This is a genomic window from Candidatus Ancaeobacter aquaticus (assembly GCA_030765405.1).
Taxonomy (GTDB): Bacteria; Auribacterota; Ancaeobacteria; order Ancaeobacterales; family Ancaeobacteraceae; genus Ancaeobacter; species Ancaeobacter aquaticus.
The window spans coordinates 1-16637 of sequence record JAVCCP010000005.1 but is presented as its reverse complement, the minus strand read 5'-3'; the positions used below and the strand labels follow the sequence as shown (position 1 = coordinate 16637).

Here is a 16637-nt window from a genome sequence, read left to right as displayed (position 1 = left end):
TTTTTTATCCAATAATACATAGCGCAAAGTATGGAACTACACTAAACACTATTACAGCAATCTTATATTTACCTAAATATTCAAAATATGCTTGTGATAGAAATTGTTCATCAAGATTAAACATTTTGCTATGAATGCGTACTGCGGTCTTACGAATGGCAATGATAAGAACTGACGACAAGACAAGCAATCCAATATTAATAACTGCGCACCAGCCAAAAAACTCTCTCATTACTTCAATGCTATCCATATACCCCCCTTTTTTTATAATTGTATCATTTTCATTTTATAACTGTATTGTAATAATTCCGGGAAATAGCCTTTTTTTTATTACCAATACAAAAGAATTTCGGTCTTTATGGCTTTCTCCAGTACACAAGTGTCGTCCCGCTTATATTGCTCAAACCGTAACCTTCCTGTTTATCCAATTCCTCGAGTGCCTTATTAACATCCTCCCATATCCCGTAATCATGCCAGATAACTACCCCGCCACTCTCAACCATATCCATTGCGGCTCGGGTATCACTCATCTCATAATCATAGCTGTGAGAGCCATCCACAAAAATCAGAGAACAGGTGTCTTTATATGGCGAGTAATCAAAAGCGGCTGAATCACCAAGCAACTGATGAACCCTTCCAATGAGAGCAGGATGAGTCTGACGATATGCTTCATACCGCAAGCCTGACTGTGGCTTGTCGATCATGTGCTGTTCCCCTGATGCAAGAGGAAGCTTTGTCTCAAGGTCCGGCGGCAAGTCAAGCGTATAGACCATGCACTCTGCTGGTGCATTCATCGCGAGATTAAGTGTCGTTCGACCATCAAAAGTACCGATCTCAAACAGATTGGAACCAGCTCGACAGTCAGCAGCAAGTGCAGCAAGAATTCCGAGCTCGCTGTAACGCACATTTCCATTTGTGTACTCGTGATCCCAGATTTTTATAAGACGCTGCTTTGTGCAGTTCTTCCAGGAAATTTCAGGTAATCGAGCACGAAGAAAACGGTCAGGTTTTCTCCTAAGCCCTCGAGAAAGCCTCCGTCCCCGTCGCGACATTTCGGAAAGGAACAAATATACATGTGTAGAATAACAACCGTGATATAACGTTTTTAATTGCACGTGATAAATTCCTATCTTGTTCATTTCACCAGCTTTCCCCAAATTGTATCACTTTCATTCCAAGAAGCAAAAGAAATCAATACATTCGTTGATTAAATACTGCAAAGTGATATAATAGATTTATACGATAGAGATATACTCTATTACAATCTGCGGGTAATCGGAATCCCTATTAAACACACCATTTAGTCTTTCCTTTTATCACAAACAGAAAGATTTTTTCTGAAAGTAACGCTCATTTCACTATTACATTACGATAATCTCGCTATGAGACTTTTATTTGCTCATCTGCGTGATAATGGTATGTCTCCGTCCTTTATCGGTTTTAAGCGGATGCATCATAAGCCCACGAAAACCTTAAAGAACGAATTCATCGAGATGAACGATTTTTATACAGAAGTCTCTGAAGAAGATATCAACACCCTTGTCACTCAACTTGAAATTCAAAAACCCTCACTTATCGGTATAGGGCTAAAATCAAGCCAGTATGCTATTGCCCAACAAGTTACACAGGCAATTAGAGCACGGTTAAAAGTCCCTGTCATATGGGGCGGCCCTCACCCTACAATTGATCCTGAAAATTGCATAAAACATACAGACATGATATGTGTCGGCGAAGGAGCTGAAGCTCTACTCGAATTATCACAGAGAATATCTGAGGAAAAACCATATCACGATGTAAGAAATATATGGGTCAATGACAATGGGAATATAATACGTAATGAAAGAAGACCGCTTTTAACGAACTTGGATGGTCTCGCGATTGCCAGTTATGACGGTGATAACAAGATATATATAGATGACGGCAAACTCCAGCCTACTAATAACATAGATTATTTCGGTTACGGTTTTACCGACGAACCTTTTAAAACAATGCACCAGACAATGACAGCCTACGACTGCCCGATGAAATGTTCGTTCTGCATAAATAGTGTAAACAGCTATAAATACCGCCGGCGGAGCGTATCTCATGTTATTGAGGAGTTGGTGAGAGCAAAAAAGAAGAATCTGCATCTGAAAATGGTTTTTTTCTGGGATGATATTTTCCAAATAGATAAAAAGTGGTGTCTTGACTTTGCCGCGCAATATAAGAAAAAAGTTAACCTTCCCTTCTTCACATATAGTCACCCACTCTATGTTAACGAGGAGATCTCTATCGCTCTGAGAAAAGCTGGCTGGATGGTAACAGTGATGGGTATACAGAGCGGCTGCGAAAAGTTAAGGAAAGAGATCTATGATCGGGACGAGACAAATGAACATATTTTAAAGTCTGTTAAAATATTAAATAAAGTCAGGAAGACAAAACGCTACCTGCCATTCAGGATCTACTACGATTATGTAAAAAATAATCCACTTGAAGGCAGAGACGAACTAAGGGACGGACTGAATTTATTTATGAAGATCCCCAAAGAATTCATTTTCCAGGCCTTTAATCTATCTTTTTTCCCAAATTACAAGCTTACCAAGATCTTCCTTGAACGAAAATTGATAACTGAAGAAAACATAGAGGGCACTATCGGAACATCGGCAACAAACTGGATTACAACATTCGACTCAAAAATGGAGTATAAAGGTTTTTTGCACATGCACGAATATTATTACCTTTTGTTATCCCTGACACAATTTAAGTATTTTCCCAATTCTTTAATAAAAAAGATCGAGGAAAAGAACTTATTCTACGATAACCTGCGAACACTCTACCGGATCTGTAAGGTAGTGAGGATAGTTGACCTCTATACTCATCCCACGAATTATATATGGATGCTAGGAATATTCTTAATGGTATCCTTTACGGCAAAAATTAAACACGGAACATTTTTGCGTCACAGGTAATATCAAGACTCATTAATACAACCTTGCTATATTCTCTTAAGAAACTCAAAGTTACCTAATCTGATTTCAGGTATTCCGTTTTTATCTTTCACTAATTCGCCGGATTCATTGAACGAAATTAAAAAATGATTGCCACGCAGATACAGATCTTGAATGCCCGCTTTCAGTAATTTCTCTTTCGCGATTTCCAACAAGATAATGTAGATGTCTTTTGTAATAACTCCCTCACGGTATGCACTTAACGCATTGATTCCTTCATAATAATCTCCGTCTTTTGCAACCAGCTTTTCGTCCGGACCGTTCCAATACCCCCAGATAACAATATATCCGCGATGTTTATTTAATATTGCTTCTCCTTCGGGCGTTAGGTGTTTTTCATGGCTTTCATACCGTGAAATATCAGAAATATTCTGAGGGATATTTGTTTTATTGCCTGTCATATATATAGCTCTGGGATAAATCGTTGGAACTCCCCTTTTGCTTAATTTTATAGCTATAGAGACCTCTTCAAACGGACTATTATATCCGTGTTTCAATATCTCGTTCTCATCTTCAATAAAAGGATCCATATCCGGCTGTAAGCCCACTCTTGACATCTTCCAGACAAGATGAATATTGTCCTTGGTTACCGTGTGGTACATTTCGCTGGAAACAGATATTTTTGTTCGTATCGTATGTTCCCATCGTTCAGGTAGGAAATAATCAAATAAATATGGATCTTTACCCACAACCCACAGCTTCCCCTTTGTACTTTCAGTATTTCCATAAATATAATCAACGCCAAGCACTGAGACATGACTCAAGTGCGGATGAAATTTCTTTTTCTCATTTGTTATAAATCTATCTCTCTGTCTTTTTAGATATTCCGCACGTTTTGCTTGTTTTATTATTTTTTCCTGTTCAGGTATTCTTTGCAGTAATTCAAAATCAACTAAACCGTACAGAATATTTCCATCTTTATCGCGTAAAATATTCCCGTCTTTTTTTGGGCGGATAATAATATGATTTGGTTTGCGATCGCGAACTGAGAAGCTATTGGTATTAATAACATCTTCGGTTTCTAGTGTCAGCTTTTTCACATGCTCTTTTGTTAATATTCCTTCACGAAACGCCTGTGTTGCATCAATGCCTTCTATCCACTCATATATCACTGCGTAACACCGGGACATATCGAGAAGAACATCTTTATGCGTAATGATTTTCCGCTGCATCTTATATTCTATACGACCTGTTTGCCACATCTTCACCTCGTCAATTGGCACATATATGGCAAGAGGCTTCTGGATTATTATTTTATTTGAGGGTCTATATAGTATATTTCTCAAGTCCATAACGAGAGAAAACTCTTCAAATGGACTATTATATTCGGCAGTCATCAATTCTTCCGCATCCTTGCTCCCAAGAATGTTTTTTCCCATGCGATTCCACTTTATAACAAGGTCTTTGTGTTTTCCGTTAACTTGTTTTGTCCTTACTTTGTAAACAGCACTTGTTCCTGAAAGAGGCTCAGAGTTTTCTTTAAACCATTCTTTATCCGATATATGATTTTCTGGCATGAGATTATCTATAAACGGTAATCCATGCTTCGTTACATAGAGATCATCTCTATTCTTTATAACGATATGGGCGTACTCAACATCAAGTATCTTCGCGATAGCGTTTTCATTACAATCTTTATTTTTGTGATACCATTCTTTGATTTTTTTATCTTTTATCATATCTTTTCCTAGAACAAATGTATTCTCAGCGTAATATCTACTTTTTGTTTTTCTTGGAACAGTTACAATTGCAACTACAGCCTTTATCTGATTTTTTTAGCGTTTCTTTATACTTATCTATGCTTTCCGTTTCGATCTTTTTTAGATCATCTCTATTAACAATGATATTCATACCATCTACCGGCTTTGTTTCGCATGCATATTCTTTTTTTTCATTTATCTCTACTACACACGATTTGCAACATTCCTTGCTCTTATTAGCTCTGTAACAGGGAGCTGGTATACCAATATGTGCCCTATCAGCGATATCAACTATATTTTTATCGTTAGCACTAATCTTTATTGTTATCCCATCAATCGTAACCTTCATTACTTTCTCCTTTATTTCCATTATATCAAAATAAAATCTCTCCATAAAAAGTTTGATAAGAGTGTTTATGTCTCCGGTGTTGTAGCGGTATCGATATAATCCGCGTTCTCAGGGAAATCGGCTTCATTTTTCATTTTCTTGAGCATATAAAACATTCTTATCAGTCCCGTCGTATAGACGAATAGTTCTTTAGCGCGCTGGCAATAATAAAGCACAAAAGGTTCGCTCGGCATACCGCGTCTTCGGCTCTTTCTATCTTTCACACGAACTCCCCCGCCAAGAAGCGGATGAACATTGTCGAGAAACACCGCCGAACAAAACCACATTAAGGAATGGATCAGAATACGTCGTCGGGGTCCTTTTCTGCGCAAGATAAGGGTTTTTAAATGTTCTTTGGAATAGAATGATTTCCACGCATCCTCATACGCTTTTTCAATTTCGCTCTTTGTCATCTGTAAACGATCCACACATGCATGTGCTGTATCATACAGATTTATATCCTGCTCCATTGAAATGTTATCTAGATAAAGTTTTTGATGATCCTTGGAGCCAGGCTGCGGAGTCATGATAAAAAATTCAGCAAGATCTAGAGGAAGTTCCCGCTTTAAGAACTCCATGTCTCTCATGATAGACTCATAGGTATCACCTTGAAAACCAATGATGTAGCCCGCGCACGTGAGCACTCCATGATTACGCCAGGTCTGAAGCATCCTGCGGTATTCATGCAATTGATTCTGGTGTTTTCCTATCTCTTTGAGATTATCCGGATTGACAGATTCCATACCGATGAAAACGCGACGGACACCCGCACGACTCATCTTTTCAATAAATCGAGGAATTTTATGAGCCATTGTATCTACCTGTATGAGCAATGACAGCCGAATACCCTGATTTTCTTTAAGATCAATCAATCGGTCTGCGATACCTTCCCAGTCACTGTGCCGGGCAAAGTTGTCATCCGCAATAAAAAATTGGTGATGTCCACGGATATATTGTTCACGAACGATTTTTTCTACGTCATCTGCACTGCGCCCCCGCATAATATTACCCTGCACATTGGTAACCGTGCAGAAAGAACACTTAAACGGACACCCTCGCCCGGTATCAAAACTTGCTTGTTTATTCAGAAAACGTTTTGAAGCACTGTCAGGTAGTGTCGGACCCGGAGTACCAACTAGAGCCGGTTTATCCTCGATAAAATTATATACAGGTTCCAACCGATTTTCATACGCCGCCTTGAGCAGATCACCCCATCGCTCTTCGACTTCTCCCGCTACAATCGTAATACCGTTTTCGACAGCCTCCTGTAACTCTGATGTTAAACGCGGCAACATTCCCAGAGAACCTGACACGTGAAAACCGCCGATCATGCAGCCAATCCCTTCTTTTCTGAACTCCAGACAGAGATCCAAAGCGCGGGCAAACTGATTCGTCTGTACGCCTACCATACAGACAATAGCCCGGTCTCCAGCATTTCGAATGTGCCTACCTAATCGCTTAACGGGAATTTTTTGAATGGTTTCATCAAGAACATGTACCACGGCTTCAACATCCACACCAAACACATTGTTTTCTACGGCATTTTTTGTTAAGGAGTAAAGACAAGCGAGGGAACCACTCGTAGCTATTCCAAACCGCCATTGGATGACATAGCCATCATCATCGTATTTGGATGGTTTGATTAGTATTATTTGGAAACGCTTTTTTGTAGCGCTCTTCGCATTACTCATTGGTTATAACTTTTTCTTTTGGCTGATAGCAACTGATCTTTCTATAAGATCGTAAAGTCTTTCTTTGTCATCCATAATTTCTTCGGTAACAAGCCAGTATGACATGGTAACCGGCTTGCCTTTACCCTTTGTATAAACAAACGGATGACTCTCTGCACGCTCATACTCAAATCGATTACTGTTATCCACTTTGAAATATAATTGGGCATCTATGATTATTCCAAAGATAACCCCGCATTTATATATCGCCCATCCACCAAACATTGCCCGGCTTGTAATGTACGGGATATCTCCTATGAGATCATAAACAATATAGTCGTGAAAGGATACATCTTTTGGCATATCTATTTCAATCAATCCTATAACTGTTTCTACTATCAAAAAGGGAACAGTCCCTTTTTTTCTACGCTCTACGCCTCTGATTAAATCTTCTAGTGTTAAACTTTGCCCACGCAGGAAGAGATAATGCTAATGCAATGCCACCGATTGCAGATAGGATATATTCATCAGGGCTTAAAATATTATTAGAGATTGCAACCCAGAAAACTGTGACAACATAGGGAAGAAACAGAAAAATAGCGGTTATCAGACCCGGATTATATCCCCTATGTCTTATTTGAAACAAACCGCCATGACCAATAATATTTATAAGTTCGAAGACTACCATCATCACACCAAACCACGGAGCTGTATTTGCCAAAAGTGCCCCTATAACAATTAGGATCCATGCACCCATATTGATAAAAAAGACCATTGGATTACCTAACGGCACATCTGATTCCGGTTGTGACAATGCCAGCACAGTTTTTGTATTAAGGAATTCCTTAAAACCTCCAGGAAAAATATATTCTTCAAATTCATGCAACATAAGCAAGGGCAAATGCAACCACAACAACCACTGGAATAAATATACTTTTGGATCGAGACAAAGCCATACGATCAAATATGCAATAATTAAAACGGCAAGTACTCCTGTGCTTCGCTGCCAAATTCTATTCGCTTTAAATAAGTTCATACCATTTTACTCTGTTTTTAACTAACGAGACCGTTAAACCATTTGGGGATTTCCGCGTCAAATGTTAGTTGTCTACCGTTATGAGGGTGATTAAATGTAATCGAATTAGCGTGAAGAGCTAAGCGTTTAGAAGTATCGCGTGCATTACCATATTTTTTATCACCCACAACGGGACATCCTTTATCAGCCAAATGAACACGTATTTGATTTTTTCTACCGGTTATAAGAGTAATTTCAAGCAAACTAAAATCTTTCGCTTCCTTGAGAACCTTATAAGCAGTATGCGATAGTTTTCCTTTTGAGATGTCGGAGGTTGAATACATCCTATGGTTTATATTTTCAACCAGGTAAGAACTTATGGTCCCCTCATTCGGGGAAATGTTACCACGAACTACCGTGAGATATTTTTTTTCGATGTTTGCCCATTGATCCTGAAGATAAAATTTCACTTTCTCACTTTTTGCGAAGATCAATAGCCCTGACGTACCTTTATCTAAACGATGGACAATAAAAATTCTGTTGCGAGATTTGCTTTGCCCCTTTCTCACATAGTCTGTGAGGATATAATAGGCAGTTTTTTCTTTCTCTCTGTCCGTCGCAATTGTCAGGAGACCCGGGGGCTTATCAACAACAAGGATATCTCTATCCTCATGAATAATTTCTATGCCTTTTAGATGGTTCTTTTTAGCTGTCACTTGTCTTTACTTTCTTTGATTGGGGGCAGTTTGATGCAAAAAAAGGTCACACCTAAGTTATATGCTTTAATCAATTTAAATAGATGTGACCTTTTTCTACTAGTGGCTTCTTTCTTGTTTTTTCTTTTTTGCGTCGTTTTTTACGCATTTTGCTTTATCTACTTGCTTGTTATGTTTATCCTTATCCTTCTTCCCTTTATCGCCCATGAAGGCCCCCTTTCTTTCTGGTTAACTTTTTTCCAGATTAAACATGTTCTCTTCACACCCATATGGTATCAAGGGAAATCCAGAGACACAATACCTATTTCTCTTTCGCTCTATGCTTTTTTTCTTATTGAACATTCAAAAGCATGGATGGCCCTTCAAAAGAAAACCCACACTTTTCTAAAATTCTCACCGATGCAGTATTTGCAGTAACACAGTCTCCGAATAATTTTCTGATATTTAAGTAATTCTTCGCGTAATGCAATAAAAATTCAGCACAGCATGTGCCAACTCCTTGACCCCAAACACTTGGCTTTAACTGATATCCTATCATCGCGACATTATATCCGTCAGGCATTCTACTAATACCACAGGTCCCAAGCAGCTCACCATTTTCAATAACCGTAAAAACAGCTGAATCAGGATACTCACCCTTACTTAAAGCCGCTTTTTGACATTCAATAATCGGCAGACAAAAAGCACGAAAACCCTCGATGGTAATTGGAGCAAACCAAAGATATTTTTCAGCCTCCGAATTCTGCAAGACATCAACAACTTTAGAGAGCTGTTCTTCAGTAATATAACTAAAAATTCTATTTTTGTATTTCCATGATAAGACCATAAAACCCTCTTTCTAATAATTAACCATCTCTGCCTCTTGAATAATAACTCTTTATTTGCTTTCCTAACGTATTTTACTCCAAAGCAAAACCCCTTACAACTTGAATAATTGCAAGGGGTTAAAAAAATAGAAAAGGACCGCTGCAAACCAAAAAAGTAGTTTTGCAACGACTCCATACTGCCTCCTCTTATTTCTAGAAGTACGAAGTGTTTTTGGGTTAACTTTCGCCATACAAAAGCTTATCAGAAACAAAGGCAGATCAGAATACATCATCGGAGAAGTATTACCTTGTGTATCAAATAAAGATCTTTAAAGAAAACAACCTGTCGGGAAGTGTGGAAGGGCATCCAAGCGAAGCGGTTTTGGGTTGCGTTTAAACTAGAAATAAGACAAACACTTAAGGGAAAGCAGGAATATTTAATAATATATCTTTAAGAAAACAATCCCGATAAGGCGGAAAGTGAAACGTATAGCCGAACCGCTGCGATCGGTACACTAACTGGCCAAGTAAACTGCTTCGATATGTGGAGGGCTATGTTTAGCCTGATATTTCTTCCTAATAAAAAGGAATGACTTGCGTCCCGTGACATGGGACTTACATCTACACACGTCTACCGACCACCACTCCCCAATAAGGAATGTTTATTGAAAGGCTTTGGGGATTTTTTGACAGGCGGCTGAAGGGGGCAGCCGCTTACGTTAGGCGGATATCAACACAATGGCGCTGGTCTTATAGGTCTGGATCTTATTCCAGTAATCGCTTGATGCGGGCATAACAGGCGCGCCGTAATTTGTTTTTTCCATATAGCCGAGCACCTCTTTCGTCTCCGCTTCGCCCAGTGTCTTGATAATCGCCGGGTCCTGACACGCTGCGGCAAGAAACACGCTGAAGGCATTAACCGTCATCCCCTCTCGGGGTTCCGGCACAATAATGTCAAGAGATCCCATCAATTCCTCATCTTTTTTGAAAGCCGTTTTAATGACCTTCTTCTTCGTTTCCGCTTCACGCAGCTTCGAGTCATACTGCGTCTGATTCAGCACTCTCAACTTCAGATATTTGTAGTCCTTCGTGACAAGCGCCTCGAATTTTCCGCGCTCCGCTTCATCCGCTATTTTAATCCATATCTCCTTGTCATTCTTTGCCAGCTCCGTCTCCGCCAAAATCACCCCGAGCTCGGCAAATGTCTGGTAATTGCTGAAAAGGTCGCTTGAGAAAGCCAGAATCTCTTTTCTGTCTTTCAAAAACTCCGGTTTTGTTATCAGATAATTGAACGGTTTGAACGCTTCGCCTTCTCCAAACAGTTTCGCGTATTTCTCTTTCAAATTCCTATGGAGCACCGTTTTCATGAACGCAAATGCGTCTATATAATTCGGATCAACCTCAGGTTTGATAAGCGTCTCATGTTTCTCTTCCAAACACCTTTCGCGGTACTCGTGTTCCAGCCAGCTCGCGAAATAGGCCGCATACGCTTCTTTCTCCGCCGCCATAGTCTTCAAGACATTCCAATCGATATAGGCCGAATTGACACCGACTCCCTTTCCGCCTGTCCCGTGATGCCCCGTAATCGGGAAATCGTTCATGGCAATAATACGAAGTGCCTTCTCAATACCCGGGACATCTTCAATTCCTTCAAGATATTTTTTATTCACACTGTTTTCCAAAACATATTTATAAAACACCTGCACAGCGGTCCAGTCACCCTCCGTCTGGAGTTTTCCCTGCAACGTCCGGCCGGAAGGATCATTCAAAACGCCATAGTCCTTATTCGCAAATCTATCGGCCATCAAATCGCACAGTTCGGGCGTGTCGGCGACCCCTTCATACGACTTCTTCTTGGATGATACCTTTACTTTTTTAAACGCGTTTGCCACAGCCGGGTCTTTGCTGACTAATACACTAATTGGTCTCTGTACTGCTGACTGACTCAAACCCAACTTGTCTGCAACCATTTGTTGCGTTAGTCTTTCCTTCCCTTCCGCAATCAATTCTTTTATCGCCTTAAGAACATTGAGTTCTGCTTTGGATAATCCTTTAAACGCGTTTGCCACAGCCAGGTCTTTGCTGACTAATACACTAATTGTTCTCTGTACTGCTGACTGACTCAAACCCAACTTGTCTGCGACCATTTGTTGCGTTAGTCTTTCTTTCCCTTCATCAGTCAATTCTTTCATCGCCTTAAGAACATTGAGTTCTGCTTTGGATAATCCTTTAAACGCGTTTGCCACAGCCGGGTCTTTGCTGACTAATACACTAATTGGTCTCTGTACTGCTGACTGACTCAAACCCAACTTGTCTGCGACCATTTGTTGCGTTAGTCTTTCTTTCCCCTCCGCAATCAATTCTTTTATCGCCTTAAGAACATTGAGTTCTGCTTTGGATACGTTTACTTTTTTAAACGCTTTTGCCACAGCCGGATTTGCGCTCACGCGGTCCGATACTTTTAAATTATTCACCTTTATCCTTTTTGCAATCATTCCTTGCGTTATCCTTTCATTCCCTTCCGCAATCAATTCGTCTATCGCCTGCAAGATTTTGGCATCTACCGCCGCTTCCTCGAGAAGTGACCGCTCTAAACCGCGTAATTCTGCGGTATCGGCAATACCTTCGTATGAAGAGGCTGTAATGGTACCCTCCTCGGGTGTTACCGCCGATGCTGCCCTGACCGCCGTAATCTCGGCCTCAAGCGCCGCTTCCTCGGCTTTCAGGGCGATAAGGGATTTCTTAATAAGTTTCTCTTTCTGATACTCCCTTGATTTCTCCATAACATATCCTATATCAGTTATGTACCCTAATTCGTTTATTATTTTCACCGGCGGAACATCCAACTTTATCAGCAATTCTATTATTACTTTCCTGCATTCGTAGTTAACGTAGCCAAAACGTCCCAAGTTATTCATTAGCACTGTTATGACATCTTTTTGCTTGGATCGCGGCAACGTTTCTATAACCCCGTTAAGTTTTTTCAACGATTCCGCCGTAAAAATACGAACTTCCCTGTTGGTATCATTCAACTTCCCTATCAACAATGTTATAACCTTTGTCTTATCGGAACGCGGCAATGTGTTGATAACCTCGCTAAGTCTTCCCAGCGATTCCACCGCAGAGGAACGCACATCATCATCAGGATCATTTAGCTTCCCCATCAATGCTGCAATATGCTCTTTCAACGCTGTTATTACTTTTTTCTGCTCAGCGGGTTGCGGCCATGTGTCAATGATTTTGCCGAATTTTTCCAACGATTTCGCCACAGAAACACCCACATCATCATTAAAATCATTCAACTTCCATATCAGCACCGTGATAACCTTTTCCTGCTCAGCCTGTGATAATATCTTAATAACCTCACCGAGTTTTCCCAGCGATTCCGCCGCGGATTCGCGCACATCATCATCAGGATTATTTAAATTCTCTATCAACGCTGTAATATGCTCTTTCAACGCCGTTATCACTTTTTCCCGTTCGGCCTGTGGCCACGTGTCAATAATCTTGATAATTTCTCCCAGTGATTCTTCCGCAGGAAAGCGCATATCCTTATCAGGATCTTTCAACCTCCTCATCAGCGCCGTTATAACGTCTTCCTGATTTCGCTGCGGCCATATTTTGAGAAGTTTATCCGCTAATAAGTTCGAACCTCGCGCCGGTAAAGGTTCCTTCTCCAAGTCAGTAAGCTGATTGGTTAGAGTTTTAATCTTTTCCTGCACCTCCGCAAGGCGGTTCCATACAGACGTCTCACCCAAAAGTTCTATATCCTCTTCCCCCACCAGATATCCATACGATACACCAAGCGCATTAGCAAGTTTCTGGATCATTTCTGTGTCAGTAACCGGCTTCCCTTTCCCGTTCTCCCATTTCCAAATCGCATTTTGGGATTTTTCAACCTTTTTACAAAGCTTTTCCAGGGTCAAATTTATCGCTGAACGCGCTGCCTTCAGGCGATCGGACACAAGTGCTTTTACCGCTTCAAATTCTATCTCCTCTTCTCCCACCAGATATTCATACGATACACCAAGCACATTAGCAAGCTTCTGAATCTTTTTTGTGTCGCTAAGCGGCTTTCCTTCCTCGTTTTCCCATCTCCAAATCGCATTTTTGAATTCCCCAACCTTTTTCCCAAGCTTATCCTGACTCAAATTTATCGCTGAACGCGCTGCCTTCAGGCGATCGGACACAAGTGCTTTTAACGCTTCAAATTCTATCTCCTCTTCTCCCAGTTCTATATCCTCTTCCCCCACCAGATCTTCATACGGCACACCAAGTGCATTAGCAAACTTCTGGATCGTTTTTATGCTGGTAACCGAAATTTCCCCGCGTTCTATCATGTAAAGCATATGATCGGTTATTCCAAGTTCTAACGCAGTCAGCTTCTTCTTTGAACGCGCAGCCTTTAAACGGCTCCACACGAGCGGTTTCCCCAACAGTTCTATCTCCTCTTTGCCCACCAGATATTCATACGTCACACCAAGCGCACCAGCAAGTATCTGGATCGTCTCCGTATTCCTAACCGGTTCTTCTCCTGCCTCCCACTCCAAAATCGTCTTTTGGGATTCTCCAACCTTCTTCCCAAGCTCTGAATGGCTTAAATCTTTCGCTAAACGCGCCGCCTGCAAGCGGCTCCACGCGAGCGGTTTCCCCAACAGTTCTATCTCCTCTTTGCCCACCAGATATTCATACGTCACACCAAGCGCATTAGCAAGCTTCCGAATCATTTCTTCCTTATTAAGTACATCATACTCATCTTCCCACCTGGAAATCATCCATGGAATGACCCGGACATTTCTACTAAGTTCTATCTCGGTTGGCCCTTTCGTTAAGCGTGCCACCTTCAGGCGTTCAGGCAGAAGTGCTATTACCTTTTTAAGTTCTACCTCCTTTTCGCCCACCAGATATTCATACGGCACGCTAAGCACAACAGCAAGTCTCTGGATCGTTTCTGTGTCCCTAACCGGTTCTTTCCCTTTCTCCCACTTCAAGATCATGCCTTGGCTTACTCCAACCTTCTTCTCTAATTTTGTCCGACTTAAACCTCCCGCTAAACGTGCCACCTGCAAACGGCTTCCCACAAGCGGCTTCCCCAACAGTTCTATTATCTCTTCTTTTCCTACCAGATATTCATACGACACACCAAGCGCATTGGAGAGCTTCTGGATCGTTTTTGTGTCCCTAACCGGCTTTCCTCTTCCTTGCTCCCACCTCGCAATCGTCGGGAAAGATACTCCAACCTTCTCCCCAAGCTCTGTCTGGTTTAAATTTTTCTCTAAACGCGCCCTCCGCAGGTATTCAGGCAAAAGTACTATTACCTTTTCAAATTCTATCTCCTCTTCGCCCACCAGATATTCATACGACACATCAAGCGCATTGGCGAGCTTCTGGATCTTTTCTGTGTCCCTAATCGGCTTTACTCTTCCTTGCTCCCACTTCGCAATCGTCGAGATGGATACTCCAGCCTTCTCCCCAAGCTTTGTCTGGTTTGAATTTTTCTCTAAACGCGCCCTCCGCAGGCGTTCAGGCCGAAGTGCTATTACCTTTTCAAATTCTATCTCCTCTTCGCCCACCAGATATTCATACGACACATCAAGCGCGCCGGCAAGTCTCTGGATCGTCTCTGCGTTCCTAACCGGTTCTTCTTCTGCCTCCCACTTAAAGATCGTGGATAGGGATTCTCCAACCTTCTCCCCCAACTCTGAATGGCTTAAATCTTTCGCTAAACGCACCACCTGCAAGCGGCTCCCCACGAGCGGCTTCCCCAACAGTTCTATATCTTTTTCCCCTACCAGATATTCATACGACACATCAAGCGCGTCGGCAAGTCTCTGGATCATCTCTGTGTCTCTTACCAGATCTTTTCCTGTCTCCCACTCCAAAATCGTCTTTTGGGATTCTCCAACCTCCTTCCCCAGCTCTGAATGGCTTAAATCTTTCGCTAAACGCGCCTCCTGCAGGCGTTCAGGCCAAAATGCTATTACTTTTTTAAATTCTATCTTTTTTTCGGCCACCAGATATTCATACGGCACATCAAGCACGTCGGCAAGTCTCTGGATCGTCTCTGTGTCCCTAACCGGCTTTCCTCTTCCTTGCTCCCACTTCGAAATCGTCGAGATGGATACTCCAACCTTCTCCCCAAGCTTTGTCTGGTTTAAATTTTTCGCTAAACGCGCCCTCCGCAGGTATTCAGGCAAAAGTACTATTACCTTTTTAAATTCTATCTCCTCTTCGCCCACCAGATATTCATACGACACATCAAGCGCGTCGGCAAGTCTCTGGATCGTCTCTGTGTCCCTAACCGACTTTCCTCTTCCTTGCTCCCACTTCGCAATCGTCGGGAAGGATACTCCAACCTTCTTCCCAAGCTTCGTCTGGTTTAAATTTTTCGCTAAACGCGCCCTCTGCAGGCGTTCAGGCCGAAGTACTATTACCTTTTTAAATTCTATCTCCTCTTCGCCCACCAGATATTCATACGACACATCAAGCGCGTCGGCAAGTCTCTGGATCGTCTCTGTGTCCCTAACCGGCTTTCCTCCTTCTTGCTCCCAATGCGAAATCGTTGAGTAGGCTATTCCAACCTTCTTCCCAAGCTTCGTCTGGTTTAAATTTTTCGCTAAACGCGCCTTCTGCAGGCGTTCAGGCAGAAGTGCTATTACTTTCTCCTCTTCTTTCACCAGATATTCATACGACACACCAAGCGCATCAGCAAGTTTCTGGATCTTTTTTTCGTCAATCTCCTCCGTTTTCCCCGTTTCCAACATGTAAATTACCCATGGATTGACATTAACCTTCTTACCAAGATCTATCTCGGTCAGCTCCTTCGCTAAACGCGCCGCCTTCAGGCGGCTTCCCATCAGTTTTATCTCCTCTTGGGAAACCAGCCTTGCTTTCGCCTGTCTTTTACTAAAGAGACTTTTCGGGGCAAGGACATGTTTCGTACAGCGCACAGCGCATTGCGTATAGCGTTCAGAATCAGGCACCGCTAATGCAACATTCTGGCAGAGAAAAGATGCCGTTACCGCGAGGACGATAACTCTAATTAATGCTTTATGACATTTTTTCTTTACGCAACTGTTCATTGTTTTCTCCAATTTTTATAGACACCTACTTATTAAATTCCTTAATCTGTTATACAAAATAGACACGGCAATTTTACTGCTCCATTACTCATCTGCTTTTGTTATATTATACACTATTTTTGTCATTTGTCAAGGGGTACGAGTTCCTCGCAACGATTCCGCAACAATACGCATAAGGTATGATTTTAAGCTTAATTAGAGGTTTTTAAACAAAGGGTCATATTCGCGAAAGGATTTCGCTTAAAAAATTGGATTACAAAAGACGATTATATC

Annotated in this window: 11 protein-coding genes; 1 reads left to right on the top strand and 10 read right to left on the bottom strand. The window is 41.5% G+C overall.

What is annotated here, in order from left to right:
- Window positions 1-4: 4 nt before the first annotated feature.
- Window positions 5-250, bottom strand: coding sequence for a hypothetical protein (locus tag P9M13_00330; GenBank protein ID MDP8261731.1), 246 nt, complete (start codon window positions 248-250; stop codon window positions 5-7).
- Between the two features lie 106 nt (window positions 251-356).
- Window positions 357-1139 carry a class I SAM-dependent methyltransferase gene (locus tag P9M13_00325; protein MDP8261730.1) on the bottom strand — a complete coding sequence of 261 codons (783 nt, stop codon included), beginning with the start codon at window positions 1137-1139 and terminating at the stop codon, window positions 357-359.
- 243 nt (window positions 1140-1382) lie between these two features.
- Here P9M13_00325 and P9M13_00320 point away from each other — a divergent pair, with 243 nt between their 5' ends.
- Window positions 1383-2948 carry a cobalamin-dependent protein gene (locus P9M13_00320; GenBank protein MDP8261729.1) on the top strand — a complete coding sequence of 522 codons (1566 nt, stop codon included), beginning with the start codon at window positions 1383-1385 and terminating at the stop codon, window positions 2946-2948.
- 26 nt (window positions 2949-2974) lie between these two features.
- Here the strand turns inward: P9M13_00320 and P9M13_00315 are convergent, their stop codons facing one another.
- The 8 genes from P9M13_00315 to P9M13_00280 form a co-directional block, all read right to left on the bottom strand.
- Entirely contained in the window at window positions 2975-4666 is a 1692-nt protein-coding gene (locus tag P9M13_00315) for a hypothetical protein (GenBank protein MDP8261728.1), read from the bottom strand.
- 37 nt (window positions 4667-4703) lie between these two features.
- Window positions 4704-5036, bottom strand: coding sequence for a 2Fe-2S iron-sulfur cluster-binding protein (locus P9M13_00310; protein ID MDP8261727.1), 333 nt, complete (start codon window positions 5034-5036; stop codon window positions 4704-4706).
- Window positions 5037-5101: 65 nt separating this feature from the next.
- Window positions 5102-6766 carry a radical SAM protein gene (locus P9M13_00305; GenBank protein MDP8261726.1) on the bottom strand — a complete coding sequence of 555 codons (1665 nt, stop codon included), beginning with the start codon at window positions 6764-6766 and terminating at the stop codon, window positions 5102-5104.
- Window positions 6767-6769: 3 nt separating this feature from the next.
- Window positions 6770-7147, bottom strand: a complete 378-nt coding sequence (locus P9M13_00300; protein ID MDP8261725.1) for a TfoX/Sxy family protein — start codon at window positions 7145-7147, stop codon at window positions 6770-6772.
- Between the two features lie 22 nt (window positions 7148-7169).
- Window positions 7170-7781 carry an HXXEE domain-containing protein gene (locus P9M13_00295; protein ID MDP8261724.1) on the bottom strand — a complete coding sequence of 204 codons (612 nt, stop codon included), beginning with the start codon at window positions 7779-7781 and terminating at the stop codon, window positions 7170-7172.
- Window positions 7782-7798: 17 nt separating this feature from the next.
- Complete coding sequence (locus P9M13_00290) at window positions 7799-8476, bottom strand: RNA pseudouridine synthase (GenBank protein ID MDP8261723.1); 678 nt, start codon at window positions 8474-8476, stop codon at window positions 7799-7801.
- A 331-nt stretch (window positions 8477-8807) separates the two neighbouring features.
- Window positions 8808-9302: a GNAT family N-acetyltransferase gene (locus P9M13_00285; protein MDP8261722.1), complete on the bottom strand. Its 495-nt coding sequence runs from the start codon at window positions 9300-9302 to the stop codon at window positions 8808-8810.
- Window positions 9303-10001: 699 nt separating this feature from the next.
- Window positions 10002-16364 (bottom strand): helix-turn-helix domain-containing protein, encoded by a 6363-nt coding sequence (locus tag P9M13_00280; protein ID MDP8261721.1) that lies wholly within the window; start codon window positions 16362-16364, stop codon window positions 10002-10004.
- Window positions 16365-16637 lie beyond the last annotated feature (273 nt).

Bases quoted from the DNA above. Each gene is read 5' to 3' on its own strand.
- P9M13_00310 (MDP8261727.1), bottom strand. From the start codon at position 5,036: ATGAAGGTTACGATTGATGGGATAACAATAAAGATTAGTGCTAACGAT.
- P9M13_00280 (MDP8261721.1), bottom strand. From the start codon at position 16,364: ATGAACAGTTGCGTAAAGAAAAAATGTCATAAAGCATTAATTAGAGTT.
- P9M13_00285 (MDP8261722.1), bottom strand. From the start codon at position 9,302: ATGGTCTTATCATGGAAATACAAAAATAGAATTTTTAGTTATATTACT.
- P9M13_00320 (MDP8261729.1), top strand. From the start codon at position 1,383: ATGAGACTTTTATTTGCTCATCTGCGTGATAATGGTATGTCTCCGTCC.
- P9M13_00315 (MDP8261728.1), bottom strand. From the start codon at position 4,666: ATGATAAAAGATAAAAAAATCAAAGAATGGTATCACAAAAATAAAGAT.
- P9M13_00305 (MDP8261726.1), bottom strand. From the start codon at position 6,766: ATGAGTAATGCGAAGAGCGCTACAAAAAAGCGTTTCCAAATAATACTA.
- P9M13_00295 (MDP8261724.1), bottom strand. From the start codon at position 7,781: ATGAACTTATTTAAAGCGAATAGAATTTGGCAGCGAAGCACAGGAGTA.
- P9M13_00330 (MDP8261731.1), bottom strand. From the start codon at position 250: ATGGATAGCATTGAAGTAATGAGAGAGTTTTTTGGCTGGTGCGCAGTT.
- P9M13_00325 (MDP8261730.1), bottom strand. From the start codon at position 1,139: ATGAACAAGATAGGAATTTATCACGTGCAATTAAAAACGTTATATCAC.